We start from the raw sequence: 24,347 nt of genomic DNA on the forward strand, positions 1-24,347 counted from the left end.
CCACTTCGTGGAATTCAATGGCCTGCTGCAAAGCGGAAGTAGTCAGGCTCGCCATTCCGGTGTATCGCCAAAGGACAACGAGCAAAAACACACGAGGAAACAACATGCGTCTCAAGTGGCTTTCGCCTGGCGAAATGTCTCCCGACCAAAAGTCCATCTATGACGAGTCGATCGCCAGCAAGCGCGGACGCCCACCGGAGCCTATGATGGCCTGGCTCGCCAGCCCGAACATGGCCCGGCACGCGACCCGCCTCGGCGCGTTTCTGCGCTACGACACCACGCTAACACCCGCGCATGCCGAACTGGCGATCCTCGTCACCGCGCGGCACTGGACCGCGCATTTCGAATGGTATGCGCACAAGAAGATGGCACTCGACGGCGGCCTCGATCCCGCCATCATCGAAGATATCAAGAACCGTCGCACGCCGAGTTTCAGCGAGAAGAAAGCGCGGGTGATCTATGACGTCGCCAAGTCGCTGCACGAGGCGCAGGGCCTGTCCAAGCCGCTCTATGACGAAGCCACCGAGACCTTGGGCGCACAGGGCCTCGTCGAGATCATCGGGCTGTGCGGCTACTACACCATGGTCTCGATGACGCTGAACACCTACGAGTTCGGCCTGCCGGACGGGCTGGTGTCCGAGCTTGCATAGCCGACGTTCCTTGGGATGAGTAAAGCGCGGCGAAACCCATCAATCCAATTCTCGGAAACGATGGGTTTCGCGAAGGTGCTCTACCGATCCTGCGATCGCGTGACTAGATCGTCCTGAGCGTCACACCATTCAGGAGCTTCGACATGCCCGACCCCACCACGCCGATCCCCGCAGGCACACGGATCGGGCATGTTCACCTGAAGGTTGCCGATCTTGATCGCGCGCTTGGCTTTTACCGCGACGTCCTCGGCTTTCAGGTCAAGCAACGCTATGGCGATCAGGCTGTCTTCATCGCCGCCGGCAATTACCATCACCACATCGGCCTCAACACCTGGGAGAGCAAAGGCGGCCAGCCGCCTGCGCCCGGCACGACAGGTCTTTTCCATACCGCGATCCTGTATCCCACCCGCGCCGCATTGGCCGACGCGCTGCACCGCGTGCTCTCGGCCCGCATACAGCTTGACGGCGCCAGCGACCACGGCGTCAGCGAAGCGCTGTATCTGCGCGACCCCGACCAGAACGGCGTCGAACTGTATTGGGATCGCCCGGAGGCAGACTGGCCACGGAATGGCGATGGCGGCATCGCGATGTTTACCAAGCGGCTGGATGTTGAGGAGCTGCTGAAGCAGCGGCAGACATAAACTCAGTCCTCATCCTGAGGAGCCGCGCCCCTTCGCGCGGCGTCTCGAAGGATGTGCCAAGCAGCTCATGGTTCGAGACGGCGCTACGCGCCTCCTCACCATGCGGTTAGAGCTTTGCTCTTCCGCCCCCGCACCATTATCAATACTGCTGCGGCCACCTGCAACGCCATGCAGACATAAAACGGCACGGCGTAACTGCCCGAAAGATCGCGCAGCCAGCCGACGATGCCCGGACCGAAAGCGTAAGTGACCTGCGTCGCCGCCGTGATCAGGCTGACCAGCACCCCGAACGAGCGTGCGGCAAATTCGCGCTGCACGATCAGCGCTGGCAGCGTGATCAGATTTCCAACCGAAAAGCCGAACAACGCGCAGGCGAAGAACACCAGCGCTTCGTTGCGCGAATTGATAATTATCGCAAGCGCCGTTGCCTGGCTGAGAAACGATAGCGCCGATGCCAGTCGCTGATTGAGCCGATCTATCACTGTCGAGAACAGCACGCGGCCAACCACCGCCATCAGCGTCAGCAGCGATACCGCGGCTGCCGCGCGCTCGCGGCCGATCACCGGATCGAGAAACGAGATCAGGTGAACGATGAAGCCGACCTGCGCAAATAATCCGAACGCAAAAGCAATGGTGAGCGTCAGGAACGCCACGTCGCGCATCGCCTCCGCGCGAATCCGTGTCGACGATGGCGCGCTAGCCGCAGCGGCAACACCGTCCGGTGTGGCGGGTGCTGCGCGATGCGGCGGATGGCCGACGAAGATGATGATCACCGGGACGAGCAGCACAAGCATCGCGATCGCTGCTGCGATAGTCGCGCCGCCAAAGCCGAATGCATTGCTCGCCGTCACCATCAGAGGCACGCCGACGATGCCGCCGAAACTCGCGCCATTCAGCGCAAGGCTGATGGCCATGCCGCGCTTCTTGTCGAACCACAGACCAAGCGTGTTGGTGATGGCGCCAAGGCTGGTGCCGGCCCACCCGAAGGCGAGCAGCACATTCACCGCATAAAGTTGCCAGGGCGACGTGATCTGTCCGAGCAGGATGGTGGCGAAAGCCATTACGCCGACACCGGCCAGCAAACAGTTACGCGGCCCGAGCGCGCGCATCGCTTCGCTTACGAATGCGACCAGCAATGCGCCGACGAGATAGAAGAAGGTCGTGGCCGTTGCGATGGTCGAGGCCGGCCAGCCATGCACGCGCTGAAGTTCCGCGAGATAGACGCTCTGGCCATAGAAGCCGAGCGCCCAGCCGAATGTCGCGAGCAGGAAACAAACACCGACGATACGCCAGCCGTCGTAACGAGCGGATGTCTCGTCATTTACCTCGGGCTTCTTCGGCCCAGTCGGAGTCGCGTCCATTCCGGATCTGCTTTCATTACGTTTCGTCCATCATGCTGCTCTGCGACAACACGCCGCGCTGATGTACCACCGTGATTAGAATTAACCACCCGTTTTACGGACCAAAACGCTTTTGGATTAACTTCACAATCAAGCCATTCAAATCTTCACACCCTTGGCAGCTGCATTCGGCAGCGCCATATGGTATCGTATTGGATATGGAGGATTTTGAACCGTGAATGCGCTTGCCGAAGTGACTGAACAGACCGACCGCTCGCTCCTGATCGTGGAGGACGACAAGCCGTTTCTGGAGCGTCTTTCGCGTGCGATGGAAACGCGGGGCTTCACGGTCACATCCTGCGACTCCGTTTCCGAAGGTCTCGCCCAGATCAGCAAATCGGCGCCCGCTTTTGCCGTAGTCGATCTTCGTCTCGGTGACGGCAACGGCCTCGATGTCGTGTCGGCGCTGAAGCAACAGCGTCCCGATGCGCGCGCCATCGTACTCACCGGCTATGGCAACATCGCCACCGCCGTGACGGCGGTGAAGATGGGTGCTGTCGACTATCTGTCGAAGCCGGCCGATGCCGACGACGTCGTTGCAGCGCTGCTTGCGATCGACAATGACAAGTCCGAACTGCCGAACAACCCGATGTCGGCCGACCGCGTGCGCTGGGAGCACATCCAGCGCATCTATGAGATGTGCAACCGCAACGTCTCGGAAACCGCACGTCGTCTGAACATGCATCGCCGTACGCTGCAGCGCATTCTCGCCAAGCGCGCGCCGCGCTAAGCCTTCTTTAAAAGCTAGATTTCGTTTGGCCAGGCTGCATGACCTTGAGGGTCGTGCAGCCTGTTCAGTCTGTGCGCCGCGGTCATCGCGAAGCGGAGCATCATGCCCTTGCGCGTCGGCGCCGGCAGCCGGTGCTCCGGTGCATCGCAATGAACATGCGCGCCATAGGCATCCGCCACGATCAGGCCTGTGTCAGCGGGAAAAATCTCGCAGGGCAGATCCTGCGTGAAGGCGAAGAACAGCCGGTCGCAATGCGCGCGATACTCGGGCCATTTCTGATCAGCCCGCAAATCCTCCAATGACGATTTGATCTCGACGATCCAGACATCCCCGCGCTCGTTCAGCGCGACCAGGTCCGCCCGCCGCCCGGACGGCAATGATAGTTCGCTGACGCATGAGAATCCCAGCGACCGCAGCAACCTTGTGGTTCCGCGCGCAATCGCCAGTGCCGTCTCCGACTGACGACGATCGAAAATCAGCGCGGGCGTGTGAACGGCGTTCGATTCCATGGCGACAAACTTAGCCGATTTCGGCGGGGCCGCACATCACGTCTCCCGCCGGAAGGCCGCATGAACGTCGTAAGCCGACCACAGGATTTCCGCAAGCGACGACATGCGCCGAAAGCCATCGCTGCAGCCCGGATTACGGAGATATCCCATGAGCTTAGCCCATATCGGCCGCGTCATCCTGATCGCCGCTGCCGCAACTTTGCCGCAAGCGATTTTCGCCGGTTCCGCGCAGGCAAAGCCGACCGTCGAAGTCGCCTTCGTGCTCGACACAACCGGTTCCATGAGCGGGCTGATCGAAGGCGCCAAGCGCAAGATCTGGTCGATCGCAACCACAATCCTCGACAGCAATCCCGACGCCGACATCCGCATGGGCCTCGTCGCCTATCGCGACATCGGCGACGACTACGTGACCAAGACCTTCGACCTCACCACCGACATCCAGGATCTCTATGGCAACCTGCTTCAGGTCCGGGCGCAGGGTGGCGGCGACTGGCCGGAAAGCGTCAACGAGGCGCTCGATGTCGCCGTCAACAAGCTGCAATGGACCAAGGGTAACGATGTCAGGCGTATCGTCTTCCTGGTCGGCGACGCACCGCCGCATATGGATTATCAGCAAGACACGAAATACACGACCACGCTCGAAGTCGCGAAGCAGAAGGACATCATCGTCAACGCTGTTCTGGCAGGCGCTGCCCGCGATACGGAGAAGGTCTGGCGCGACGTTGCCCAGCGCGGCGACGGCCGTTTCATCGCAATCCCGCAGGATGGCGGCCAGATCGTCATCATCGAGACGCCCTATGACGAAGAGATCATCATCCTGCAGAACGACATCAACAAGACGGTGATCCCTTACGGCCCCCGCGCACTGCAGAAGCACACCGAGAACAAGACACGACAGCTCTCGGAAGTCGCAGCGGCGGCGCCCGCCTCGGCAACGGATATGGCAAGCTACATCAACAAGCGCGCGAAAGTGTCGTCGGAAGCCGTCACCGGCGGCGGCGACCTCGTCAGCGACGTGTCCGCCGGCAAGCAGAAACTCGACAGCGTGAAGGAGGATGAATTGCCCGAGGCCATTCGCAAATTGTCGCCACAGCAGCGCGCCGATGAACTCGGCAAGCAAATGAAAGATCGCAAGGCGCTGAACGACAAGCTGACCGCGCTGGTGGCCAAGCGCGATGCATACCTCATGACCCAGCGCGACAAGGCGCCGGCCAAGGCGTCGTCCTTCGACCGCGAGGTGGAGGCGACGCTGAAGGTGCAGTTGAAGAAGTAGAACGCGGTCGTCCTTCCTCCCCTCTCTCCCAGCGCAGCGAAGCTGCGCGCCGTGGGAGAGGGTGCCTGAGCGAAGCGAAGGCGGGAGAGGGCCTTGAGCGAGCGCCCCCTCTCCCGTCTCGAACTGCTTCGCAGTTCGATCCACCCTCTCCCACCAGTCGCGGCTGCGCTGCGCCCCCGGGGAGAGGGGAAGAAGAAACCGCCCAAATTCCTCTTTTCTCGCCCGCAAAAATCAGCATTGTGGCGCGATGACAGATGAAACCGAACATAAAGCCCAGGCCGGCGGCACCATCATTCCGGTGACCCTGTTTCAGCAGAACTGCATGTTGCTGTGGGATGAGACCACGCGGCAGGCCGTGGTGATCGATCCCGGCGGCGACGTACCGCTGATCCTGGACGCCATTGCCAAGGCCAATGTGAAGGTCGAACAGATTTGGCTCACCCATGGCCATATCGACCATGTCGGCGGTGCCGACGAGCTGCGCGAAACGCTGAAGGTCGAAATCATCGGCCCGCATGTCGCCGATACGTTCCTGCTCGAACACGTCGAGGACAGCGGCGCAAAATACGGCATGACGGGCACCCGCAACTTCATGCCTGACCGCTGGCTCAATGAAGGCGACACCGTCAGCGTCGGCGGTCTGACCTTCGACGTATTGCACTGCCCCGGTCATTCGCCCGGCAGCGTCGTATATTACAGCAAGGCGATGAAATTCGCCCATGTCGGCGACGTGCTGTTCGCAGGCTCCATCGGGCGGACCGATTTCCCCGGCGGCAGCCATGAGACATTGATCAATTCGATCACGACCAAGCTGCTGCCGCTTGGCGACGATGTCGGCTTCATCTGCGGTCATGGCCCCGGCTCCAGCATCGGCCAGGAGCGCATGACCAACCCGTTCCTCACTGGTCAGGCCTGATCCCGCCATGAGCGACGACAGGGCTTCCGGGGAGCAAGGAGCGCTTTCCAAGCACATCCTGCCGAGCTCCGGAACGATGATCGGCGTCTGCGCGACGCTGATAGGACTGGTCAAGATCATGGAGCCGCAGATCGGCCCCAGCCGGGTCGATGAATATTCGGCCATCGCCTCGCTGTTCTTCCTCGCCAGCGCGGTCGCGTCCTACACATCGATGCGGAAGTCGCAAAACCGCCAACTCAGCGAGCGCTGCGAGTCGATTGCCGATCAGTGCTTTCTGGGAGGCCTCGTCGCGATCACGGTAATCATTCTGTTTTTCGCCTACGAAGTCATCTAGCCAGATTAGTCGGCTCGAGCGGGATCGGCCCAGTCTTCGATCTGCGATGCCGCAATGGTGCGCTTGGGTTGATATGGATTGAGTGTGCCGGCTGTAGCGGTCCAGCCTTTGGCCAGGATTTCCCGGGCGAACAGTTTTGCATCGATTTCGGATTTGAAGGTCCTGGTCGTACGCACACCGTTTGTCGCACGAGTATCGGACTTCACGGATTTGTCGGGGCCAAACGCCACGTACCAGATATCGGGCTTCGTCATCATGGTGTAGTAACGCGAATTGTGACGAAAAGTTGCATCTCGTGTGGCATGCTCGAGCTTGGCAGGCCTTACCTCTTGGTCGTATGCCGCGGCTCGACGATATCCGATACCAGGCCGAGCTTCTCCAGCAGGCGGATCGTCAGATAGGTGGTATCGAACTCCCACCAGCGATGGCCATGGCGCGCGGAGCGCTGATCGGCGTGATGGTTGTTATGCCAGCCCTCGCCATGGGCGAGGTAGCCAATGAACAGATTATTGCGGCTGTCCTCATCGGTCGCGTAGTTGCGATAGCCCCAGATGTGGGTGACCGAGTTGACCGCCCAGGTCTGATGCCAGACGAAGACGGTTCGCACGAAGACCGCCCAGATGACGATGCTCAAAGCGAACTGCACGGCCTCGGCCCATGAGCCGCCCCACAGCAGTTTGCCGGCCAGGCCCGCAAAGAAGAAGACGTTGATCTGGATGAGCAGGATCTTCAGCTGCCAGAGATTGCGCTCCAGCGCGACATAGAACGGATCGCGCAGGACGTCCTTGGCATATCGTTCATAGATGCCGAGGCGGGACAGGTCCGGGTTCTTCACCAGCAGCCAGCCCATATGGCCCCAGAAGAAGCTGGCAAGCGGGCTGTGTGGGTCCGGCTGCTCGTCGGACTTCTCGTGATGACGGCGATGGATGGCAACCCAGCGCGCCGGCGTATCCTCGGCGCAGCAGATCGCCACGACAACGAAAGCGTGCTCCAGCCATTTCGGACACTTGAAACCACGATGCGTCAGCAACCGGTGATAACCGATATTGATGCCGATGAGGCCGAACAACCGCGCTGCGATGACCGCCACAATCACCGCTGTCCAGTTGAAGAACATCGGCATCAGCGCGAGTAGTGCGAGTGCGTGAAAGGTGGCGATGGTGAGCGTGTTGAGCCAGTCGATGCGATAGGGCTGCACGCCGTCCGGCAAAGCGAGACCTGTCTCGGTACGATCGGCAAGGGGAATGTCCAGTGCGATGGCAGGGGCGATCTGATCGCGATTGCTGGTGGCCATCGTTCTCCGCATCCGGGCGATTGATCGCCGCGTGGTGCTCGTGTGATTCCCCGGCACTTCTCTACGCGAGAACATCGGCGCTGACTACAGATACGCCGCAGGCCATAGATGGAACAAAACGGGCCGCCTGAAGGCGGCCCGTTCGAAAAGTCATTTATTGATCGGCTTAATCGATCACTTCCACGATGCGATGGGTGCGCGGCTCGACGAGAACCGTGCGACCATTGACCACGGTGTAGCGGTATTCACGGGCGGAATTGTATTCTGCCGGAACCTCGTAATAGGTCACGCCGCTCTCAGGCAGCACGGCACCGACACGAACTTCGTTGCTATAGGTGTAGGATGGGCGACGCTGTTCCACGACATAGCTGCGGAACCGCGGACGATCGTCGACACCGAGCACGCCGGCTACGCCGCCGACGACACCACCGATGGTGCCGCCTACGATAGCGCCCACAGGACCAGCTGCGCGCTCGCCATCGCGCGCACCACGCTCAATGCCTCCGGGGACACCCTGAGCCTGAGCAACGGCGGGAAGAGCCATCATGGCGACGATGGCAGCGGTTCCAAGAAGACGGCGGATCATGATGATCTCCAGTTTTGATTGATCGGTATTGCGCCGATACAAGCTCGCGGCCGCACAATGGTTCCGGCGATTGAACTGTTAACCTGCGCACCGAGGCTGAAATATCTGGAGAGATATGGAACCGGAGGGCTACGCCTTTTATTCTGACGCGTTTTCTAGACGCGAACCGGTATCCACTTCGCTTGAAAACGCTTTAGCTCGTGACCATCGCGCGGATGCGTCGCAGGAAATGATCGAGGTCGAACGGCTTGGTGATCATCTCCATCCCAGGCAGCAGAAAGCCTTTCGCCATAACGACGCTTTCGGAATAACCGGTGATGAACAGGATCTTCAAGTCCGGCCGCGCCTCGCGCGCTTGATCGGCAAGCTGACGGCCGTTCATGCCGGGCAGCCCGATATCGGTGACCAGCAGATCGATATTCGGTGTCTCGCGCAGGACCCGCAAGCCCGACGGACCATCAACTGCCTCAAGCACGCGATAGCCTTCGTCCTTCAACATATCGACGATGACAGAGCGCACCACCGGCTCATCCTCGACCACCAGCAGGGTTTCGCCTGCGGCCACATGCTGATCGCCCTTCAGCGGGGCCGCATCCTGTGCGGCAGCGTCTCCCTCATGGCGCGGCAGATACAGTTTCACGGTCGTCCCGATATCGAGCCTGCTGTCGATGCTGACATGTCCGTTGGATTGACGCGCGAAGCCGTAGATCATCGATAGGCCGAGGCCCGTGCCCTGCCCGATCGGCTTTGTCGTGAAGAACGGATCGAAGGCGCGCGCCACGACCTCCGGGCTCATGCCGGTTCCGCTGTCGCTGACGCTGATGCAGATATAGTCGCCGGGCGTCAGAGCCGGCGCATTGGCATTGATGGCATCGACGCGCACATTCTGTGTCGCGATCTTCAGGTGCCCACCATCAGGCATCGCGTCCCGCGCATTGATCGCCAGATTGAGCAACGCGCTCTCCAACTGGTTCGGATCGCACAGCGTGCACCACAAATCGGGCGCCGCCACGATATCGAGATCCAGCGTCTCGCCAATGGTCCGGCGCAACAGATCCTCCAGCGAGACGATCAGCCCATTGGCATCGACACTTTTCGGAATCAGCGGTTGCCGCCGCGCGAAGGCCAGCAATCGGTGCGTCAGCGCAGCCGCACGATTGGCCGAGGTCATCGCAGCGTCGATATAGCGCGCGATATTGTCGGTGCGACCCTGACCGAGCCGTGTCTGCATCAGGTCGAGCGAGCCGACGATGCCGGTGAGCAGGTTGTTGAAGTCATGCGCGATGCCGCCGGTGAGCTGACCGACAGCCTCCATCTTCTGCGACTGCCGCAGCGCCTCTTCAGTATTTTTAAGGCGCTCGGCGGCAGCCTTCTCGGCGGTGACATCGCGCGCCACACAATAGATCTGGTTCTGATCCGGCACCGCCGTCCAGGACAGCCAGCGATAGGAGCTATCCTTGTGGCGAAGGCGATTCTCGAAGCGGATCGTCGGTTCGCCGGCGGCAAGCTTGTCGACCTCGGCCATCGTCCTGGCCTGATCCTCGGGATGCTCGAGCCAGCGCGAGGTCTTGTTGAGCAGCTCGGCCTCGCTCCAGCCGAGCGTGCGCGTCCAGGCCGGATTGACGGTGCGCCAGACGCCATCATGGTCGGAGACCATCAGGAGATCCTGCGACACGCTCCAGATCCGATCGCGCTCACGCGTCTTGTCGCGCACGCGCTGCTCCAGCGTCTCATTGAGGTCTGCTAGTTTTGCCGCGAGCTGACGCGCCTCATCCTCGCTCTTGCGCAGCGCCTGCTCGGCCAGCACCTGATCGGTGACGTCGGTATGCGCACCGACCAGCCGCAGCGGCTTTCCCGCATCGTCGCGTTCGATATAGGATCGCACTGAAATCCAGCGGGTCTGGCCATCGCTCGGGCGAATGATGCGATACTGCACAGTGTAGTCGCGCACGCCGCTTTTCACCGCGTCGCGAAACTTCTGCTCCGTCGCCTCGCGATCCTCAGGGTGGATGCGACGCACCCAATCTTCGTGCGACTCGTTGGCCGCTTCCGGCGGCAAACCATGAACGATCAGATATTCGGGCGATCGACGATTGCGGAAGCCGGTACGCAGATCGACTTCGAGACCACCGATCTGGCCGATCTGCTGCACACGCGCGAGCTCTGCTTCTCGCTCGCGCAAGACAATGGTCGCTTCATGATCCCGGGTAACATCGCGGCAAACCACCAGCACACCGCCGACGCCGTCATCCAGATCGAGCGGACTGTAGCTGTAGGTCCAATAGCTGTGTTCGAGCCTGCCATTGCGCGTCATGGGAATCAGCTGGTTTTCGTGCCAGGTGGCACCGCCGCCACTCATCACCTGCGCGATCTGCGGACCGATGATGGGCCAGATCTCGTGCCAGAATTCACGGCCACGCGCGCCCAGCCCTGCGTGATGCTGTTGTGCATCCATGGTCAGCGCATAGGCGTCATTATAGAACTGGATGAGGTCCGGTCCCCACCAGATGAACATCGGGTGGTTGGTATTCAGAACGATCCGGATCGCGGTGCGCAGACTCTGCGGCCAGGTGTCCGGTGCTCCGATCGGATGCGATGCCCAATCGTAAGCGCGCATCAACGCGCCCATCTCGCCTCCACCGGCGAGAAAGTCGGGCGAATTCGGTCGATGGGCATCCAACATGCGCGGGCAATCGGTACGCAAGACCAGTCTAACGTATCTTGAGAACTTAGCGCCCTGTCAGACGTGGCGCAAATCGGCGCCGATCACGCCCTGTTACTTGTCAGGGTGACTTGATGAGACCGGCGGCCGTGAGGGCACGGGTAATGGCACCGTTGATATCGATAGACCGCCGTCCTGCGGGATCGCGGCGCGCGCCACCTCGATCGCCTGACGTGCGCGGCTTTTGCGTCACCAATGAGACAACAGCATCCGCCGGCGCGGCGGGTTCCACGGCTGCAGCTTCGACATTGCGCGGTGCAAGCTGCCGGGTAAGGCCGAAGAACTGCGCGATATGATAGGAGGATGAGATGCCGGCTTCGAGGAGGAAGGCACCGGCGGCACCATAGGGCTCGTCCTGTCCGGCAATCGCCAGCGGCGTGCCATGCGCCATGTCGGTGATCGTGAAGGATTCCACGACGGTTTCACCGTCCTTGTTCCACCACACCTCACGCGGATAGCCGTCGACATCCACCGCCGACATCGGCGCCGGCGGCAGGCCGTGAAGGTCGAGCCATTGCTTGACGATCTCGCCGGCATTGGCCGGATTGACGGTGCGATCGGCACTACCATGCCAGACGGACACTTTCGGCCACTCACCGGTATGCGGCGATGCCTTGCGCACGAGGTTGCCGAGATCGTTCGCGGCACGCGGCGCCGCGCGATACATACCGCTCAGCGCTTCCTGCATGGTGGTGGCGATACCGTAAGGCAGGCCCGCAATGATGGCGCCGGCCGCAAACACGTCAGGATAGGTTGCGAGCATCACCGAGGTCATCGCGCCGCCGGCCGACAGACCCGTAACGAAGATACGCTTGCGGTCCACATCGTAGTCCACGGCCATCTGCTCGATCATCTCTCGGATCGAGAGCGCTTCGCCGCTATCGCGCGCGATGTCATCGGCATTGAACCAGTTGAAACAGGTGTTGCCATTATTGGATGACTTCTGCTCGGGCATCAGCAGCGCGAAACCATAGCGCTCGGCGAGAGCAGACCAGCCGGTGCCGTTGTCATAGCCCGCAGCGTTCTGGGTGCATCCGTGCAGCACGACGACCAATGCCGGATTTGCTGCCAGCGTGGCGGGCACGTAACTGAACATACGGAGGTCGCCGGGATTGCTGCCGAAACCCGTTGATTCGCTGATCGGACTCAAACCTGCCGACGCACGGCCCCGCGCCAACCCCTGCAACGTATTGATTCCGGGCGGTTTCGGGAGATTGCGGAGGAAATCGATATTATCGGCAAGAGACACGGCAGCTCCTAGGTCGTCAGGCTTATACAACAGTACCGACGACATATGGTTGCTGCACTGCAAAATAAAACAAATACGGTTTCAATATACCTATCAACGAAACGAGAGGCGCCACGGACGCTTCCGAAATTACCTATATTGCAAAGGAAGCCCCGCAGGGCCGGCCATAACATGGCCAGGTCATACGGGGCGAGTCGGGGAGAGATGACGGGTTATTGTTTCATCTCGTTCTTCATCATCTTGTCTTTCTTCATGCTGTCCTTGTGCATGGAATCCTTCTTCGCGCTATTTTTCGACATTCCCTGGGTGCCCGTGGCCTTGGTCTCGCCATCCTTCGCCGTCGTGCCGGTGCCCATCTTGGTCGAATCCTGGCCGGACGGGCCGGTCGCCTGGGCAAAGGCTGCGAACGGAGTAGCGCCGATGGCCGTGGCGCAGATCGCAACAAGAATGGTTTTCCGCATGGTCAGCTCCTGTTGAGTGAACGGCCTTCAACGCGACGTGGTTCGAAACGTTCCTGTTCCGTCGGCCGTCAATTACCGGTTCCGCACACGGTTTCGCGATTGACGTCACACCAGACCGACGATGTGCAAAAGCACACCCGCGCCTGCACAAGCCAACAGGATCTGCAGCAAACCAATCCTCAGATAGAAGACCCCAAGCAGCGCCGCGACCGACAGCGCGACAGCCCATCCATTGACGCTCTGCAGAACCGGCATGTCGAAGCTGAGTCCGAGCGTGCGAACAGGTTTCACTTCCCGAAACATCGTGTGGATGGCGAACCATATCGCCAGGTTGAGGATGACGCCGACCACTGCGGCGGTAATCGCCGCCAGCGCGGCGCTCAGCGCGCGGTTGCCACGAAGAGTTTCGACGAACGGCGCCCCGAGGAAAATCCAGAGAAAGCACGGCGCAAAGGTCACCCAGGTCGCGAGCAATCCACCAAGCGTGCCCGCCAGCAGCGGCGGCAACACCCCCGGTGCGCGGAAGGCAGCCATGAAGCCCACGAATTGCAGCACCATGATCAACGGACCAGGCGTGGTTTCGGCCATGCCAAGACCATCGAGCATCTCGCCCGGCTTCAGCCATGCGTAGTGATCGACGGCCTGCTGCGCGACATAAGCGAGAACCGCATAGGCACCACCAAAGGTGACCATTGCCATCTTGGAGAAGAAAACGGCAATCTGGCTGAACACGTCATTGCTGCCGAACGCCACGAGCAGCACAGCGACGGGCGTGAGCCACAGCACCAGCCAGACGGTCGCAACGATGAGCGACTGCCGTACACTCGGCCGGGCATGGAGAGGAAGTTGATCTCCGAGCAAACTATCAGCGTCGCCTCCGCCTGATGACCCGTGACCCGCACTCACCGTGAAGGCCGGCAGACCGGCCCGACCGCCGAGGAAGCCAATCGCTGCCGCACCGAAAACGATCACCGGGAACGGCACATCGAGAAAGAAGATCGCGAGGAAGGCGATGGCCGCCAGCGCGCGCATCACGTCGTTCTTCAGCGCGCGGCTACCGACCCGCACCACCGCCTGCAGCACGATCGCGAGCACCGCGGCCTTCAAACCGAAGAACAGCGCCGCGACGAAGCCGACATTGCCGAATGCAGCGTAAATCCAGCTCAGCACCATGATGCAGATCGCACCGGGAAGGATGAACAGCCCGCCGGCCATCAGCCCGCCGGCGGTCCGGTGCATCAGCCAGCCGATATAGGTGGCGAGCTGCTGCGCCTCCGGGCCCGGCAACAGCATGCAATAGTTCAGCGCATGCAGAAACCGGCTTTCCGACACCCAGCGCTTCTCATCGACCAGGATCCGATGCATCACCGCGATCTGCCCGGCCGGACCGCCGAAGGAAAGCAATGCGATCCGCAGCCACACCGAAAACGCCTCGGAGAAGGACACGCCGTGGGTCTGCGGCTCGGGAATGGCCGGTGGTGTGACCGAAGTTGCTTCCGCCATCTCAAGCTTTCGTCTTTGCTGTCGGCCAGTTGTGGGTTTCGGTGCTGGCATCGCGGCACCAGCGATAGAACGCATCGTACAGATTCAGTCCAGCCTCAAGCTGCTCGAGATCGTCGGCATACATCCGCGACAGGCCGAGTGACGCCGCCAGCAGGCCCGGCGCTTCCGGGGCGAGATCGAGCCGTGCTGTATCCGCTGCGCGGACAATGGTAGCCAGCCGCAGCAACGGCGGCGTGGTGAGGCCGAATTCCTCGATCATCACATCGAAGGTACAGAGCTCGCCGCGATGGCTCCAGAACACGCCTTCGATATCGAAGGGCGCAGCATCGAATTTCTCGCCGACTGCCGACACTTCCGACGGCGCAACGAACATGAACAGCGCCGCCGGATCGATGAAACGCCGGATCAGCCAGGGACAGGCAATGCGGTCGATCTTTGGGCGCTCCCGCGTCACCCACACGGTGCGGCCCTGCGGGTTTTGCGGCGGCAACTTGCCGGCGGGAACGCGCGGCAGGCCTGCACTCTCCCATGCGAGATATCCGCCTTCCAGAACCTCTGCCGGGATACCGGCCTCGCGCAGCAGCGCGGCAACGCCGTGACTGAGCTTGAGACCTTTCTGGCAGATCACCATGGCGGACCGACCGCGCAGCGCCGCGGCCCAGCCATTCACGTCGTCGAATGGCCGCCGGACCGAACCTGGCAGGAGAAACGGCGACAGGGCGAAATCCTCGTCGGTGCGAACATCGACGAGCGCGGGACATTTCGGCGTCCCGATCAGGCGAACGAGTTTTTCAACGGAAATGCTGTTAATCGATGACATGGCGCGTCCTTGCAGGAATGCGGGACGCGATACTTGGGCATGTCGCCTCGTGGGGAGATCGCTTTGTCCCCATGCCCCAATATCAAGCCATCGCGATTGACCTGTCAAGGCGCGTGCTGGACGATCAAACGCCGTGCTGGAATTCTATACGTTGCCCGCGCGGCGCATCCACAGCAGAAAGCCCGCACTGGCGGCGACCGACAACACGCATAATGCGAGGCTTGCGAGCAGCGCGGTGACTGCCGATGCTGCGGATTGCACCGCGAAATAGACCGCGCCGATCGCAGCAACGCCGGCTGCATTGGCGATTTGCGTCGTGGTGCCGTACATGCCCGAGCCGGCTCCCGCGCTCGACGTTTGTACGGTCGACAGCACGGCACTGGACAGCGGCGCCATGACCAGACCCTGGCCGTAACCGAACACGGCAAGCGGCACCGCCAGCAGCGATGCAGACGACGCGTTGACGGCCAGCACCGTTGCGGCCAGTGCGGCAAGACCGATGACCTGCACCACGCAGCCCTCGATCAGCACCAGCGTGCCACGATGGCGTGACCGCATGCCGCTGTGACGGGATGCGACAACGAAGGCCAGCGCCAGCGGTACGAAAATAAAACCGGCCCGCAGCGGCGGCATGTGCAGCGTATTCTGCATGAACAATGTCATCACCAGGTAAAATGACAGATTGGCGAAGAAGAAAAAGAACACCGCGCACAGCCCGCGCATGAAAGCAGCATCCGCGAGCAACGCCAGATCGATCAGCGGCATGCCACCACGCAGCGCGACACGGCGCTCCAGCCTGACGAAGCCGACGATCACTGCCGCACCCATAGCCATCGCCAGCCATACAGACGGCGCCCAGTGCAATTCGTGCCCGAACAGCAGCGGGCCGATCAGACCGAGCAACCCGGCGAACAGCACCAGCGCACCCGGTATATCCAGCCGCGTGCCTGGACGGCGAGGAACGGATGGCATCAGCCGCCACGCCGCCGCGATGATGACAAGCCCCACCGGTACATTGACGAAGAACACTGCACGCCAGCCGAGACCTGCAAGGTCCATCGTCACCAGCAGACCACCGAGCAGAAAGCCCGCAGCGCCGGCAAGGCCAAGCACGATGCCATAGACGGCGAAGGCGCGGGCGCGGGTTTCGTCGACAAACAGCACATGGATGGTGGCCAGCACCTGCGGCACCATCAGCGCCGCAGCGGCGCCCTGTGCCAGCCGCGCCAGAATCAGCTCCGGTCCAGATTGCGCGAGCCCGCACCACAGTGACGTCAGGGTGAAGCCGAGCACGCCGGCGAGAAAGGTGCGCTTGGTGCCATAGATATCACCGAGCCGGCCGCCGGTGATCACCAGCGTCGCATATCCGATCAGATAGACCGCAATCACGGCCTCGATCTGCGCCGCGCTGGCACGAAGCTCGACCGCGATGGTTGGGATCGCGACATTGACGATGAAGGCATCGACCCCAAACATGAACTGCGCCGCAACGACGATCGCCAGCACCCACCAGCGGCGCACGGAGTCGACAGGATTGGCAACGATCTGGTGCATGGAGCGCCTCGCTCAACGGTTCGGCCTGAAGCAGCCGCCCACTTTGATCCCAGCTTCCAGTCATCGCGTCGATTACCTCGGAGGTAGCCTTATTCAATTGAACTCTCCCGTCGGAATTGGTGGCGCTGACCGCAGGCCCAGCTTCGCAGGTCGATCTCCCCGTCCAAGTCACACCGAATTTGCATTCCTCGTGCAGGAAGATACCGCCTGTGGCCCGATTGCTGCATGGCGAGACGATTGCATATGCCGGCCCTTCCGGTTTCGAGGCCTCTTCGATGTATGACTACGACATGATCGTGATCGGCTCCGGCCCCTCTGGCCGGCGCGCAGCCGTCCAATTCGCCAAGCTCGGTAAATCGGTGCTGGTGGTGGAGAAGGGCCGGCGGGTCGGCGGCGTCTCGGTCCATACCGGCACCATTCCATCGAAGACGCTGCGCGAGACCGTGCTCAACCTGTCCGGCTGGCGCGAGCGCGGCTTCTACGGCCGCTCCTATCGGGTGAAGCAGGACATCGACGCCCACGACCTGATTGTGCGGCTGCAGAAGACACTCGACCACGAGGTCGAGGTGCTGGAGCATCAGTTCAGCCGCAATGCCGTGAAGACGGCGCTCGGCGAGGCACGTTTCACCGGACCGCACCAGATCGAGATCGCCAACGAGAAGAACGAGATCAAGAATGTCTCCGCCGGCCATATCTTGATTGCCTGCGGCACCCGCCCGTTCCGGCCGGATTATGTCCCGTTCGACAACAAGACGGTGTTCGACAGCGACGAGATCATCGACCTGCCGAAACTGCCGCGCAGCCTCGCGGTGATCGGCGCCGGCGTGATCGGCGTCGAATATGCCACCATCTTCAGCGCGCTCGATGTCGCCGTGACCCTGATCGAGCCGCGGCCGACCTTTCTCGATTTCATCGACAAGGAGCTGATCGACGAATTCATGCATGAGCTGCGCGACCGCAATGTCGCGCTACGGCTCGGCTCCAAGGTCAATGCGATCGAGCAGAACGCACATGGCCAGATCGTCACCCGGCTCGCTGACGGCCGCAACGTCACGTCCGAGATGTTGCTGTTCGCCGCCGGCCGCGTCGGCGCGACCGACCGGCTCAATCTCGATGCTGCCGGCATCGCCGTCGATCACCGCGGTCGCATTGCCGTCGATCCCGTTACGCTACAGACCAGCGTGCCGCATATCTATGCGGCGGGCGATGTCATCGGCTTTCCTTCACTGGCCTCCACATCGATGGAACAGGGCCGCGTTGCCGCCTGCCACGCGCTCGGGATGGAGCCGCTGGCGCCCCCGGAGTTCTTTCCCTACGGCATCTATTCGGTGCCGGAGATTTCCACGACCGGCCTCACCGAAGAGGAAGTCCGCCAGAAGGGCATTCCCTATGAGGTCGGCGTCGCGCGCTTTCGCGAGACCTCGCGCGGCCATATCATGGGCCTGGATAGCGGCATGATGAAGATGATCTTCTCCACCAAGACCCGCCGCCTGCTCGGCGTGCATATCCTTGGCGAAGGCGCGACCGAGCTGATCCATATCGGCCAGGCCGTGCTCAATCTCAAAGGCACGATCGACTACTTCATCCAGAACACGTTCAACTATCCGACGCTGGCCGAGGCCTACAAGATCGCCGGGCTGGATGCATGGAACAGGATGACGGCAAGGTAACTCTTTGTCATTCCAGAGCACGGTCTCGGCGCAGCCGAGAGCGCGAGTCCGGAATGATGGAGGCAGCCCCACTCTCCTAGCTGCGCTTGCCACCAATCGAGATGAACGCCATGAGACAGGGCTCCGGCAACGGGTTGCGCCAGCGATGGCGTGTCCCGTTCTGCACAACGCAGTCGCCCTGACGCAAATGGACTTTCTGACCATCGTCCAATTCCAGCGTCATCTCGCCGCGAACCACGACTCCGTAATCGATCGTATCCGACGTGTGCATGCCTGGCGCATCGCGCTCGAAATGATTCCCCATGCCCGGGACCTTGTCCGACAACTCGCGCAGCCCGCTTTCCATTGTGACGCCGGGCGGCGGCTTCCAGCTTTCGGCGCGTCTGGGCGGATAGGAGATCAGCCGAAACATCGTGCCGCCCGGGCCGGGAAAAGCGCGCGTTCCCTTGAGCATCGGGTCCGGCTCCAGGCCGGTGAGCTGCGGCACGCCCTCGGTCCTATAGAGTTCGTAGAATGTCAGGCCGGGATTGGCATCGATCTCCACGACCTTGGACGTGACATCGAAGGACTTGAACACCGACTTGCCGGCTTCATCGCGGCCGGTCACGACCCGCTTGGGCGGTGGCAGCTCGCTCGCATCTTTCGCATCCGAGCTTTGCGGCAGCGCGACCAAAGCGCCGCCACCGGCGATGGCCGACAGCGCCTGAAGTAACTGACGCCGATCGCTGCCTGCAAATCGTTCGATACCCTGCGCGGCATCCAGAGACCCAGCATTCGAAGGCTTCGGCTTCTGACGTGACAACCACCGCCATGAGAACTTGCTCATCTGCATTCTCCATCGCGCTTTATCGTCAGCACATCGCTGTGCTGCGAGGCTGATCAGGCCGACATGACGTAGGGGATGCTGCCGATAATGGCGGCAAGCTGGAATGCGTTCGACAGCATGCCGCCCCAATGCATCCGTCGGAGCCGGCGCACGGCCTCGGCATCACCGGCGTCTCGTGCGCTCATCTGACTATCCATCCGCCGCAAGAACCAGCCCCGCGCCCAGATCGCAAAAGCCGCGATCAAGCCGATGCCGATGGTGAAAACCAGTCGACCAGCCAGTGCAAAGGCCGTTGTCGCGATGACACCGGCGATAGCGACCATCAGGAAATAAGAGCGGAACAGGCCCCGCAGTAACTGAGTCACTTCCGGGATATCCAGCCTCACCAGCAGAAAGGCCGGTGACGACAGCAGAAAGAAGCCCATCGAGAAAATCAGAAGGACCATAGAGGCCAAGGCGACGGCATCGGGCGTCATGCAATTACCCTTCTATCTGTCCGGGCAACAACCTTTCCATCAACTTCCGATACCAATATCCCCGAGGGCCTCTTCGACACTATTGGGCTTTGGTCGAATCCGGAGAGATATGCCTTCGCCTATCCGAAGACCTGACACGGGCGAACCCACCCAGCCGAACATCCGTTGCGATCAGTTCAGCTTGACGACCTCCACACGCCGGTTCTTGGCGCGGCCGTCATCCTGGTCATTCGATGCTGCGGGTGCGAGCATGCCGACACCGGCTGCGCGCAGGCGCTTGCCATCGGCGCGGAAGCTCGTGGTGAGCGCCGCCACAACCGACTCCGCACGGCGGCGCGACAGATCGAGATTGTAGTCATAGGCGCCCTGATTGTCGGTGTGACCAACGACCAACACGGCCAGTTTGGGATCGGACGACAGAAGCCCGGCGATCTCCTGCAGGGTCGGCGATGATTCCGGCTTCAGGTCGGCCTTGCCTGTATCGAAGAATATTCCGTAAAGGGCAACGCGGCCGGTAGAGCCGATGGTCTTCGCCATCTCGTCGGCCTTTACCACCACCATCTTCTGCTCACGTGACTTCGGCTCGACGATATGCACGACGGCCACGGTGCGTTCGTTGAAGGCCTTGCAGTAGAGATCGTCCTTCACGAGATAGGTCTGCACGGTGACATAGGCTTCGCCGCCAGCTTGCGGGATCTTGGCAGCGAAGAAGCGCTGATCGTCGAGATGAGACGCCATGGCGCATTTGCCATTGGAGAAATCACCGTCTTTCAACTGCGCCTCAGTGACGAAATACATCAGCAGGCTCATATCGCCGCCGCCGCCCGCGGCCGAGCGTGTCGGATCACCACCACAGTCATCGGTCTTGCAGGTGTACAGAACCTCGCCGCCGGCTGCTTTCACCACATCCTGATAGTTGCGCAGCACTTCGAGCGGCGAACGGTTGGCCGGAAGCAGATAGGTGATGCGCGTCCGCGCACCTTCCACTTCAAGCGCCTTGTTCGGCTTGTAGACCTGATTGTTCATGCGATCGCGGTCGCTATCACCCGTCTTTTCGAGCTTCGACAGCGGGATGGTGAAGTCAGTGAAGGCGAGACGCTCATAGCTGATGATGAAGGAGCCGTCGTAACGCTTCAGCAGCGCACTATCCCGGGCACCGGGAATATCCTTGTTGGGAATCGTCGCATCGGCCTGTGCCGCACACGCACCGAACAGAACAAACAAGCCAACCGTCAGAATGCGTCCGAGCATGAGCCATGCGCCCCCGTTTCAGGAGCGCACACGATGACGATTCACGAGGTGGAAACAAGCGGACTCACGCGCAACGAATAGCCGCGCAGCCATGCCCGGTTTTCATTGAACCGGACGATGCTGCGCGGCGACCAATCTCGTTAAGTCCAAATGGGTTTTAGCCCCACGGACCGCGCGGACGCGACTGACCGCCGTTCCATGGGCCAGTTGCTTGAGGTGTGGATCGGGTCGGCACCTGCGACTGAGCACCCATCTGCCCCGCAAGCTGCTGCAGCGCTGCGATTCGATTTTGCGTCGCGGGATGCGTGGTGAACAGATTATCCATGGCACGCCCCGACAGCGGGTTGATGATGAACATATGCGCTGTCGCCGGCGCGCGCTCGGCATCCTCGTTGGGAATCTGATGCGCGGCGTTGTCGATCTTGGCCAGCGCCGAAGCGAGCCACATCGGCTGGCCGCAAATACGCGCGCCCATCTCGTCGGCGGCATATTCACGCGTGCGACTGATCGCCATCTGCACCAGCATGGCGGCGAGCGGCGCCAGGATCATCAGCGCTATCTGGCCGATCATGCCCGGGCCATTATTGTTGCGGTTGCCGCCGAAGAACATGCCGAACTGCGCGATCATCGAGATCGCACCGGCAATTGTCGCGGTAATGGTCATCAGTAGCGTGTCGTGATGCTTGATATGCGCCAGCTCATGCGCCACCACGCCTGCGAGTTCCTCGCGCGACAACTGCTGCATCAGGCCGGTGGTCACGGCAACGGCCGCGTTCTCCGGATTCCGGCCGGTCGCAAAGGCGTTCGGCTGCGGATTGTCCATGATGTAGATCTTGGGCATCGGCAGGCCGGCATTCTGGGCGAGCTCGCCGACCATGCGATACAGGTCCGGCGCGTTACGTGCATCAACCGGCTGGGCGCCGTGCATCGACAACACCGCGCGATCCGAATTCCAGTAGGCGAACATGTTCATGCCGGCGGCGACCACCAGCGCGATCATCGCACCCGACGCGCCGCCCATGAGATAGCCGACACCCATGAACAGGGCGGTCATGCCAGCCAGCAGAATCGCAGTTTTGAAGTAGCTCATTGGTCCTCCTGCCCGCCTGCGGAAAACGCTGCGGTGCAGGCATCAAATGGTGATCCGCCCGATCGTTCCGCAAGACGGCATTGTGCGGCAGCGCGTCGCGGCCATGCAGCGGACTGCATTGAATGCCGCGACATGTGGCCATAGGCTGCGCGCAACGAAAACATTAAAAAACATTACAAAGAGGAAACACTATGGCTCGCGTGAAGTTCGGCGCCTTTCTCGCACCGCATCATCCGATCGGCGAACATCCGATGCTGCAGTTCCGGCGGGACCTCGATCTCGTCGAGCAGCTCGATGCGCTCGGCTACGATGAATTCTGGTGCGGCGAGCATCATTCGTCGGGCTGGGAGATGATCGCCTCGCCGGAAATGTTCCTCGCCGCGGCAGGCGAACGTACCAAGCGCATTCGCCTGGGGACCGGCGTGATCTCGCTGCCCTATCATCATCCCTACAATGTCGCGCAACGCATGGTGCAGCTCGACCACATGACCGGCGGTCGCGCCATTTTCGGTTCCGGCCCCGGGGCTCTCGCTTCCGACGCGCATACGCTTGGCATCGACCCGATGACCCAGCGCGACCGCCAGGACGAAGCCATCGCCATCATCCGTCGGCTGTTCAACGGCGAACGCGTCACCGCGAAGAGCGACTGGTTCACCATGAACGATGCCGCGCTGCAGATCCTGCCGCTGCAGGAGGAGATGCCCTTCGTGGTTGCGTCGCAGATCTCGCCGTCGGGGATGACGCTGGCCGGCAAATACGGCATCGGCATCATCTCGCTCGGCTCGATGTCGACGCAGGGATTGATGGCGCTGCCGACGCAATGGGGCTTTGCAGAGGATGCCGCGAAGAAGCACGGCACCACGGTGGACCGCGCCAACTGGCGTGTGCTGCTGTCCTGGCACATCGCCGAGACGCGCGAACAGGCCGCGCGCGAGGCCGGCCCCGGCCTGATGCGCTGGCACAACGAATACAATGTCGGCACGCTGCAGCGGCCGGGCCTGCAGCCCTTCACCTCACCCGAGGACGCAGTCGAAAAGACGGCGGGCGGCGAGAATGCGGCCTCGACCATCGGCACGCCGGATGACCTCATCAAGACCATCAAGAACCTGATGCAGGTCTCAGGCGGTGTCGGCACCATCATCGGCTTCGTGCATGACTGGGCCAATCCGGAGAACACGAGGCGCAGCTGGGACATGGTGGCGCGCTATGTGGTGCCGGAGATCAACGGCTACATCGCGTCTTTGCGCAAGTCGCAGCAATTCGTGATCGAGAACCGCGAGGTGTTCGAGCGCGCGGGCCAGGCCGTGATGGCCAAGATCATGGCCAACGACAAGGCCGCCGCGGCGCTGCCGCTCACCGGACCAGGGCGCGTAGCGATTCCGCTCGTCAATGCACCGGATCTGCAGAAGAAGGGGTAAGCCCGGCTCAGGCCTTTCCTCCGTCATTGCGAGGAGCGAAGCGACGCGGCAATCCAGCTCTTCACTTCGGCAAAGAAAGACTGGATTGCTTCGCTGCGTCGCAATGACGGGGAGAGGCTGGCGGCCTACTTCCCGTAGTAATCCTGCGCCGTTTCCCACGCCGCCGTCTGCAGCATCTTCGCAGTCGCTTCATCGAGACCCGCGAGATACGGATTGCCCACCGGCGAGCGGCCCGTCAGCGCGGCGAAGACCACGCAGGACGCAAGGTATGTGCCTGCCATGCTCGGATGACGCCTGTCGGGCTGGTACAGATTGAGCTCGGGCTGCTTCGCGCGCACCCTGGCAAATGCCAGACCTGCCGGAATCACCAAGGCATTGTTATCATTACCGGCGACCGTATAGGCCTCGGCCAGTTGCTGCGTCATCTCCGGCTTGTCTTCATAGGCCCAGGACATGAAGAAGACCGGTTTCGCGCCATGCGCCCTGACGATGTCCGCATCCTTTTTCGCATATTCAGTAAAGACCGACTTCAGCTTGGGATGGATCGGGCACTGGCTGCAATCCATCATGATCGCAGCATCGAACAGCCGCTCCCGCTTGTTGAAGATGATGTTGTTATTATCATCGAAGGAATAGGACGCGATGGCATTGGGTCGAAAGTAGCTCTCGACATCGTGCCATTCGAAGCCGGAGCCGCCGATGGTCACCGAGGTCGCCTGATAGCTCGTCCTGTTGGCGGGGTCGGCAGCGCGCACCATCCCCAGCACGTGGCTGTGCATGCTGTTGTTGAAATAGAAGAAGCTGTTGCCGATGAAGATCTCGGTCTTCGGAAAATCGGGCCCCAGCGACGTGACCTTGGGTTTGGTCTGCGCTTGCACCGCAACGGACGCACTGGCCATGGCAGCAAGGGTCGCCACGGCGACAAGCAAGACTCGCAAAGTTCTGGACAATGGATTGTCTCCCGGTTCTTATTA

The 24,347-nt window shown here is 61.5% G+C and carries 24 protein-coding genes; 8 read left to right on the forward strand and 16 right to left on the reverse strand.

Annotation, left to right across the window (positions count from 1 at the left end; all coding sequences use genetic code 11):
* Positions 1-104 precede the first annotated feature (104 nt).
* Both HP556_RS26465 and HP556_RS26470 read left to right on the forward strand, forming a co-directional pair.
* The gene (locus tag HP556_RS26465) at positions 105-650 is read left to right on the forward strand and encodes a carboxymuconolactone decarboxylase family protein (protein WP_068729735.1); all 546 of its coding nucleotides are present in this window, start codon (positions 105-107) and stop codon (positions 648-650) included.
* Positions 651-793: 143 nt separating this feature from the next.
* A complete protein-coding gene (locus HP556_RS26470) occupies positions 794-1,291 on the forward strand; it encodes a VOC family protein (protein ID WP_175369172.1) in 498 nt (165 codons plus the stop codon).
* A gap of 95 nt (positions 1,292-1,386) precedes the next feature.
* Here HP556_RS26470 and HP556_RS26475 read toward each other — a convergent pair whose 3' ends face one another.
* Positions 1,387-2,652, reverse strand: coding sequence for an MFS transporter (locus tag HP556_RS26475; protein ID WP_175369173.1), 1,266 nt, complete (start codon positions 2,650-2,652; stop codon positions 1,387-1,389).
* 214 nt (positions 2,653-2,866) lie between these two features.
* On the opposite strand from HP556_RS26475, the gene HP556_RS26480 reads away from it, so the two are divergent.
* Complete coding sequence (locus tag HP556_RS26480; protein WP_089263491.1) at positions 2,867-3,421, forward strand: ActR/PrrA/RegA family redox response regulator transcription factor; 555 nt, start codon at positions 2,867-2,869, stop codon at positions 3,419-3,421.
* Between the two features lie 14 nt (positions 3,422-3,435).
* Here the strand turns inward: HP556_RS26480 and HP556_RS26485 are convergent, their stop codons facing one another.
* Positions 3,436-3,930: an MmcB family DNA repair protein gene (locus HP556_RS26485; protein ID WP_175369174.1), complete on the reverse strand. Its 495-nt coding sequence runs from the start codon at positions 3,928-3,930 to the stop codon at positions 3,436-3,438.
* Between the two features lie 148 nt (positions 3,931-4,078).
* Between HP556_RS26485 and HP556_RS26490 the strand changes: the two genes are divergently transcribed.
* The 3 genes from HP556_RS26490 to HP556_RS26500 all read left to right on the forward strand — a co-directional run bounded on the left by HP556_RS26490 (position 4,079) and on the right by HP556_RS26500 (position 6,453).
* Positions 4,079-5,203, forward strand: coding sequence for a vWA domain-containing protein (locus HP556_RS26490; RefSeq protein WP_175369175.1), 1,125 nt, complete (start codon positions 4,079-4,081; stop codon positions 5,201-5,203).
* A 247-nt stretch (positions 5,204-5,450) separates the two neighbouring features.
* Positions 5,451-6,119 carry an MBL fold metallo-hydrolase gene (locus HP556_RS26495; RefSeq protein ID WP_175369176.1) on the forward strand — a complete coding sequence of 223 codons (669 nt, stop codon included), beginning with the start codon at positions 5,451-5,453 and terminating at the stop codon, positions 6,117-6,119.
* Positions 6,120-6,126: 7 nt separating this feature from the next.
* Positions 6,127-6,453, forward strand: coding sequence for a hypothetical protein (locus tag HP556_RS26500; RefSeq protein ID WP_089263487.1), 327 nt, complete (start codon positions 6,127-6,129; stop codon positions 6,451-6,453).
* A gap of 5 nt (positions 6,454-6,458) precedes the next feature.
* On the opposite strand, the gene HP556_RS26505 is transcribed toward HP556_RS26500, so the two are convergent.
* The 9 genes from HP556_RS26505 to HP556_RS26545 all read right to left on the reverse strand — a co-directional run bounded on the left by HP556_RS26505 (position 6,459) and on the right by HP556_RS26545 (position 16,642).
* Positions 6,459-6,710, reverse strand: coding sequence for a hypothetical protein (locus tag HP556_RS26505; protein ID WP_093757625.1), 252 nt, complete (start codon positions 6,708-6,710; stop codon positions 6,459-6,461).
* A gap of 65 nt (positions 6,711-6,775) precedes the next feature.
* Positions 6,776-7,747, reverse strand: a complete 972-nt coding sequence (locus tag HP556_RS26510) for an acyl-CoA desaturase (RefSeq protein ID WP_244628345.1) — start codon at positions 7,745-7,747, stop codon at positions 6,776-6,778.
* Positions 7,748-7,913: 166 nt separating this feature from the next.
* A complete protein-coding gene (locus HP556_RS26515; RefSeq protein WP_068730422.1) occupies positions 7,914-8,333 on the reverse strand; it encodes a DUF1236 domain-containing protein in 420 nt (139 codons plus the stop codon).
* Between the two features lie 193 nt (positions 8,334-8,526).
* The gene (locus HP556_RS26520) at positions 8,527-11,016 is read right to left on the reverse strand and encodes a hybrid sensor histidine kinase/response regulator (protein ID WP_175369177.1); all 2,490 of its coding nucleotides are present in this window, start codon (positions 11,014-11,016) and stop codon (positions 8,527-8,529) included.
* A gap of 100 nt (positions 11,017-11,116) precedes the next feature.
* Positions 11,117-12,304, reverse strand: coding sequence for an extracellular catalytic domain type 1 short-chain-length polyhydroxyalkanoate depolymerase (locus tag HP556_RS26525; protein WP_175369178.1), 1,188 nt, complete (start codon positions 12,302-12,304; stop codon positions 11,117-11,119).
* A gap of 212 nt (positions 12,305-12,516) precedes the next feature.
* A complete protein-coding gene (locus HP556_RS26530) occupies positions 12,517-12,765 on the reverse strand; it encodes a hypothetical protein (RefSeq protein ID WP_175369179.1) in 249 nt (82 codons plus the stop codon).
* A 105-nt stretch (positions 12,766-12,870) separates the two neighbouring features.
* Positions 12,871-14,268 carry a chromate efflux transporter gene (gene chrA / locus HP556_RS26535; protein ID WP_175369180.1) on the reverse strand — a complete coding sequence of 466 codons (1,398 nt, stop codon included), beginning with the start codon at positions 14,266-14,268 and terminating at the stop codon, positions 12,871-12,873.
* Position 14,269: 1 nt separating this feature from the next.
* Positions 14,270-15,088 (reverse strand): chromate resistance protein ChrB domain-containing protein, encoded by an 819-nt coding sequence (locus tag HP556_RS26540; RefSeq protein ID WP_175369181.1) that lies wholly within the window; start codon positions 15,086-15,088, stop codon positions 14,270-14,272.
* 144 nt (positions 15,089-15,232) lie between these two features.
* Positions 15,233-16,642, reverse strand: coding sequence for an MFS transporter (locus HP556_RS26545; RefSeq protein ID WP_175369182.1), 1,410 nt, complete (start codon positions 16,640-16,642; stop codon positions 15,233-15,235).
* A 275-nt stretch (positions 16,643-16,917) separates the two neighbouring features.
* On the opposite strand from HP556_RS26545, the gene sthA reads away from it, so the two are divergent.
* Positions 16,918-18,312, forward strand: coding sequence for a Si-specific NAD(P)(+) transhydrogenase (gene sthA, locus HP556_RS26550; protein ID WP_175369597.1), 1,395 nt, complete (start codon positions 16,918-16,920; stop codon positions 18,310-18,312).
* Positions 18,313-18,388: 76 nt separating this feature from the next.
* On the opposite strand, the gene HP556_RS26555 is transcribed toward sthA, so the two are convergent.
* The 4 genes from HP556_RS26555 to htpX form a co-directional block, all read right to left on the reverse strand.
* Positions 18,389-19,138 carry a cupin domain-containing protein gene (locus tag HP556_RS26555; protein WP_175369183.1) on the reverse strand — a complete coding sequence of 250 codons (750 nt, stop codon included), beginning with the start codon at positions 19,136-19,138 and terminating at the stop codon, positions 18,389-18,391.
* A 53-nt stretch (positions 19,139-19,191) separates the two neighbouring features.
* Positions 19,192-19,614 carry a hypothetical protein gene (locus tag HP556_RS26560; protein ID WP_089263479.1) on the reverse strand — a complete coding sequence of 141 codons (423 nt, stop codon included), beginning with the start codon at positions 19,612-19,614 and terminating at the stop codon, positions 19,192-19,194.
* A gap of 171 nt (positions 19,615-19,785) precedes the next feature.
* Positions 19,786-20,865, reverse strand: coding sequence for a DUF4892 domain-containing protein (locus HP556_RS26565; RefSeq protein WP_175369184.1), 1,080 nt, complete (start codon positions 20,863-20,865; stop codon positions 19,786-19,788).
* A 157-nt stretch (positions 20,866-21,022) separates the two neighbouring features.
* Complete coding sequence (htpX, locus tag HP556_RS26570; RefSeq protein ID WP_175369185.1) at positions 21,023-21,955, reverse strand: zinc metalloprotease HtpX; 933 nt, start codon at positions 21,953-21,955, stop codon at positions 21,023-21,025.
* Between the two features lie 191 nt (positions 21,956-22,146).
* Between htpX and HP556_RS26575 the strand changes: the two genes are divergently transcribed.
* The gene (locus HP556_RS26575) at positions 22,147-23,373 is read left to right on the forward strand and encodes an LLM class flavin-dependent oxidoreductase (RefSeq protein ID WP_120287515.1); all 1,227 of its coding nucleotides are present in this window, start codon (positions 22,147-22,149) and stop codon (positions 23,371-23,373) included.
* Positions 23,374-23,498: 125 nt separating this feature from the next.
* Here the strand turns inward: HP556_RS26575 and HP556_RS26580 are convergent, their stop codons facing one another.
* A complete protein-coding gene (locus HP556_RS26580) occupies positions 23,499-24,272 on the reverse strand; it encodes an SGNH/GDSL hydrolase family protein (RefSeq protein ID WP_120288064.1) in 774 nt (257 codons plus the stop codon).
* Positions 24,273-24,347: the final 75 nt, after the last annotated feature.

This window comes from Tardiphaga robiniae (genome assembly GCF_013359755.1).
Lineage (GTDB): Bacteria > Pseudomonadota > Alphaproteobacteria > Rhizobiales > Xanthobacteraceae > Tardiphaga > Tardiphaga robiniae.

What these genes read in the sequence shown, in the direction of transcription:
- HP556_RS26465 (WP_068729735.1), top strand. Translation starts at nt 105, where the DNA reads ATGCGTCTCAAGTGGCTTTCGCCTGGCGAAATGTCTCCCGACCAAAAG.
- HP556_RS26470 (WP_175369172.1), top strand. Translation starts at nt 794, where the DNA reads ATGCCCGACCCCACCACGCCGATCCCCGCAGGCACACGGATCGGGCAT.
- HP556_RS26475 (WP_175369173.1), bottom strand. Translation starts at nt 2,652, where the DNA reads ATGGACGCGACTCCGACTGGGCCGAAGAAGCCCGAGGTAAATGACGAG.
- HP556_RS26485 (WP_175369174.1), bottom strand. Translation starts at nt 3,930, where the DNA reads ATGGAATCGAACGCCGTTCACACGCCCGCGCTGATTTTCGATCGTCGT.
- HP556_RS26490 (WP_175369175.1), top strand. Translation starts at nt 4,079, where the DNA reads ATGAGCTTAGCCCATATCGGCCGCGTCATCCTGATCGCCGCTGCCGCA.
- HP556_RS26495 (WP_175369176.1), top strand. Translation starts at nt 5,451, where the DNA reads ATGACAGATGAAACCGAACATAAAGCCCAGGCCGGCGGCACCATCATT.
- HP556_RS26500 (WP_089263487.1), top strand. Translation starts at nt 6,127, where the DNA reads ATGAGCGACGACAGGGCTTCCGGGGAGCAAGGAGCGCTTTCCAAGCAC.
- HP556_RS26505 (WP_093757625.1), bottom strand. Translation starts at nt 6,710, where the DNA reads ATGATGACGAAGCCCGATATCTGGTACGTGGCGTTTGGCCCCGACAAA.
- HP556_RS26510 (WP_244628345.1), bottom strand. Translation starts at nt 7,747, where the DNA reads ATGGCCACCAGCAATCGCGATCAGATCGCCCCTGCCATCGCACTGGAC.
- HP556_RS26515 (WP_068730422.1), bottom strand. Translation starts at nt 8,333, where the DNA reads ATGATCCGCCGTCTTCTTGGAACCGCTGCCATCGTCGCCATGATGGCT.
- HP556_RS26520 (WP_175369177.1), bottom strand. Translation starts at nt 11,016, where the DNA reads ATGTTGGATGCCCATCGACCGAATTCGCCCGACTTTCTCGCCGGTGGA.
- HP556_RS26530 (WP_175369179.1), bottom strand. Translation starts at nt 12,765, where the DNA reads ATGCGGAAAACCATTCTTGTTGCGATCTGCGCCACGGCCATCGGCGCT.
- chrA (WP_175369180.1), bottom strand. Translation starts at nt 14,268, where the DNA reads ATGGCGGAAGCAACTTCGGTCACACCACCGGCCATTCCCGAGCCGCAG.
- HP556_RS26540 (WP_175369181.1), bottom strand. Translation starts at nt 15,088, where the DNA reads ATGTCATCGATTAACAGCATTTCCGTTGAAAAACTCGTTCGCCTGATC.
- HP556_RS26545 (WP_175369182.1), bottom strand. Translation starts at nt 16,642, where the DNA reads ATGCACCAGATCGTTGCCAATCCTGTCGACTCCGTGCGCCGCTGGTGG.
- sthA (WP_175369597.1), top strand. Translation starts at nt 16,918, where the DNA reads ATGTATGACTACGACATGATCGTGATCGGCTCCGGCCCCTCTGGCCGG.
- HP556_RS26555 (WP_175369183.1), bottom strand. Translation starts at nt 19,138, where the DNA reads ATGAGCAAGTTCTCATGGCGGTGGTTGTCACGTCAGAAGCCGAAGCCT.
- HP556_RS26560 (WP_089263479.1), bottom strand. Translation starts at nt 19,614, where the DNA reads ATGACGCCCGATGCCGTCGCCTTGGCCTCTATGGTCCTTCTGATTTTC.
- HP556_RS26565 (WP_175369184.1), bottom strand. Translation starts at nt 20,865, where the DNA reads ATGCTCGGACGCATTCTGACGGTTGGCTTGTTTGTTCTGTTCGGTGCG.
- htpX (WP_175369185.1), bottom strand. Translation starts at nt 21,955, where the DNA reads ATGAGCTACTTCAAAACTGCGATTCTGCTGGCTGGCATGACCGCCCTG.
- HP556_RS26575 (WP_120287515.1), top strand. Translation starts at nt 22,147, where the DNA reads ATGGCTCGCGTGAAGTTCGGCGCCTTTCTCGCACCGCATCATCCGATC.
- HP556_RS26580 (WP_120288064.1), bottom strand. Translation starts at nt 24,272, where the DNA reads ATGGCCAGTGCGTCCGTTGCGGTGCAAGCGCAGACCAAACCCAAGGTC.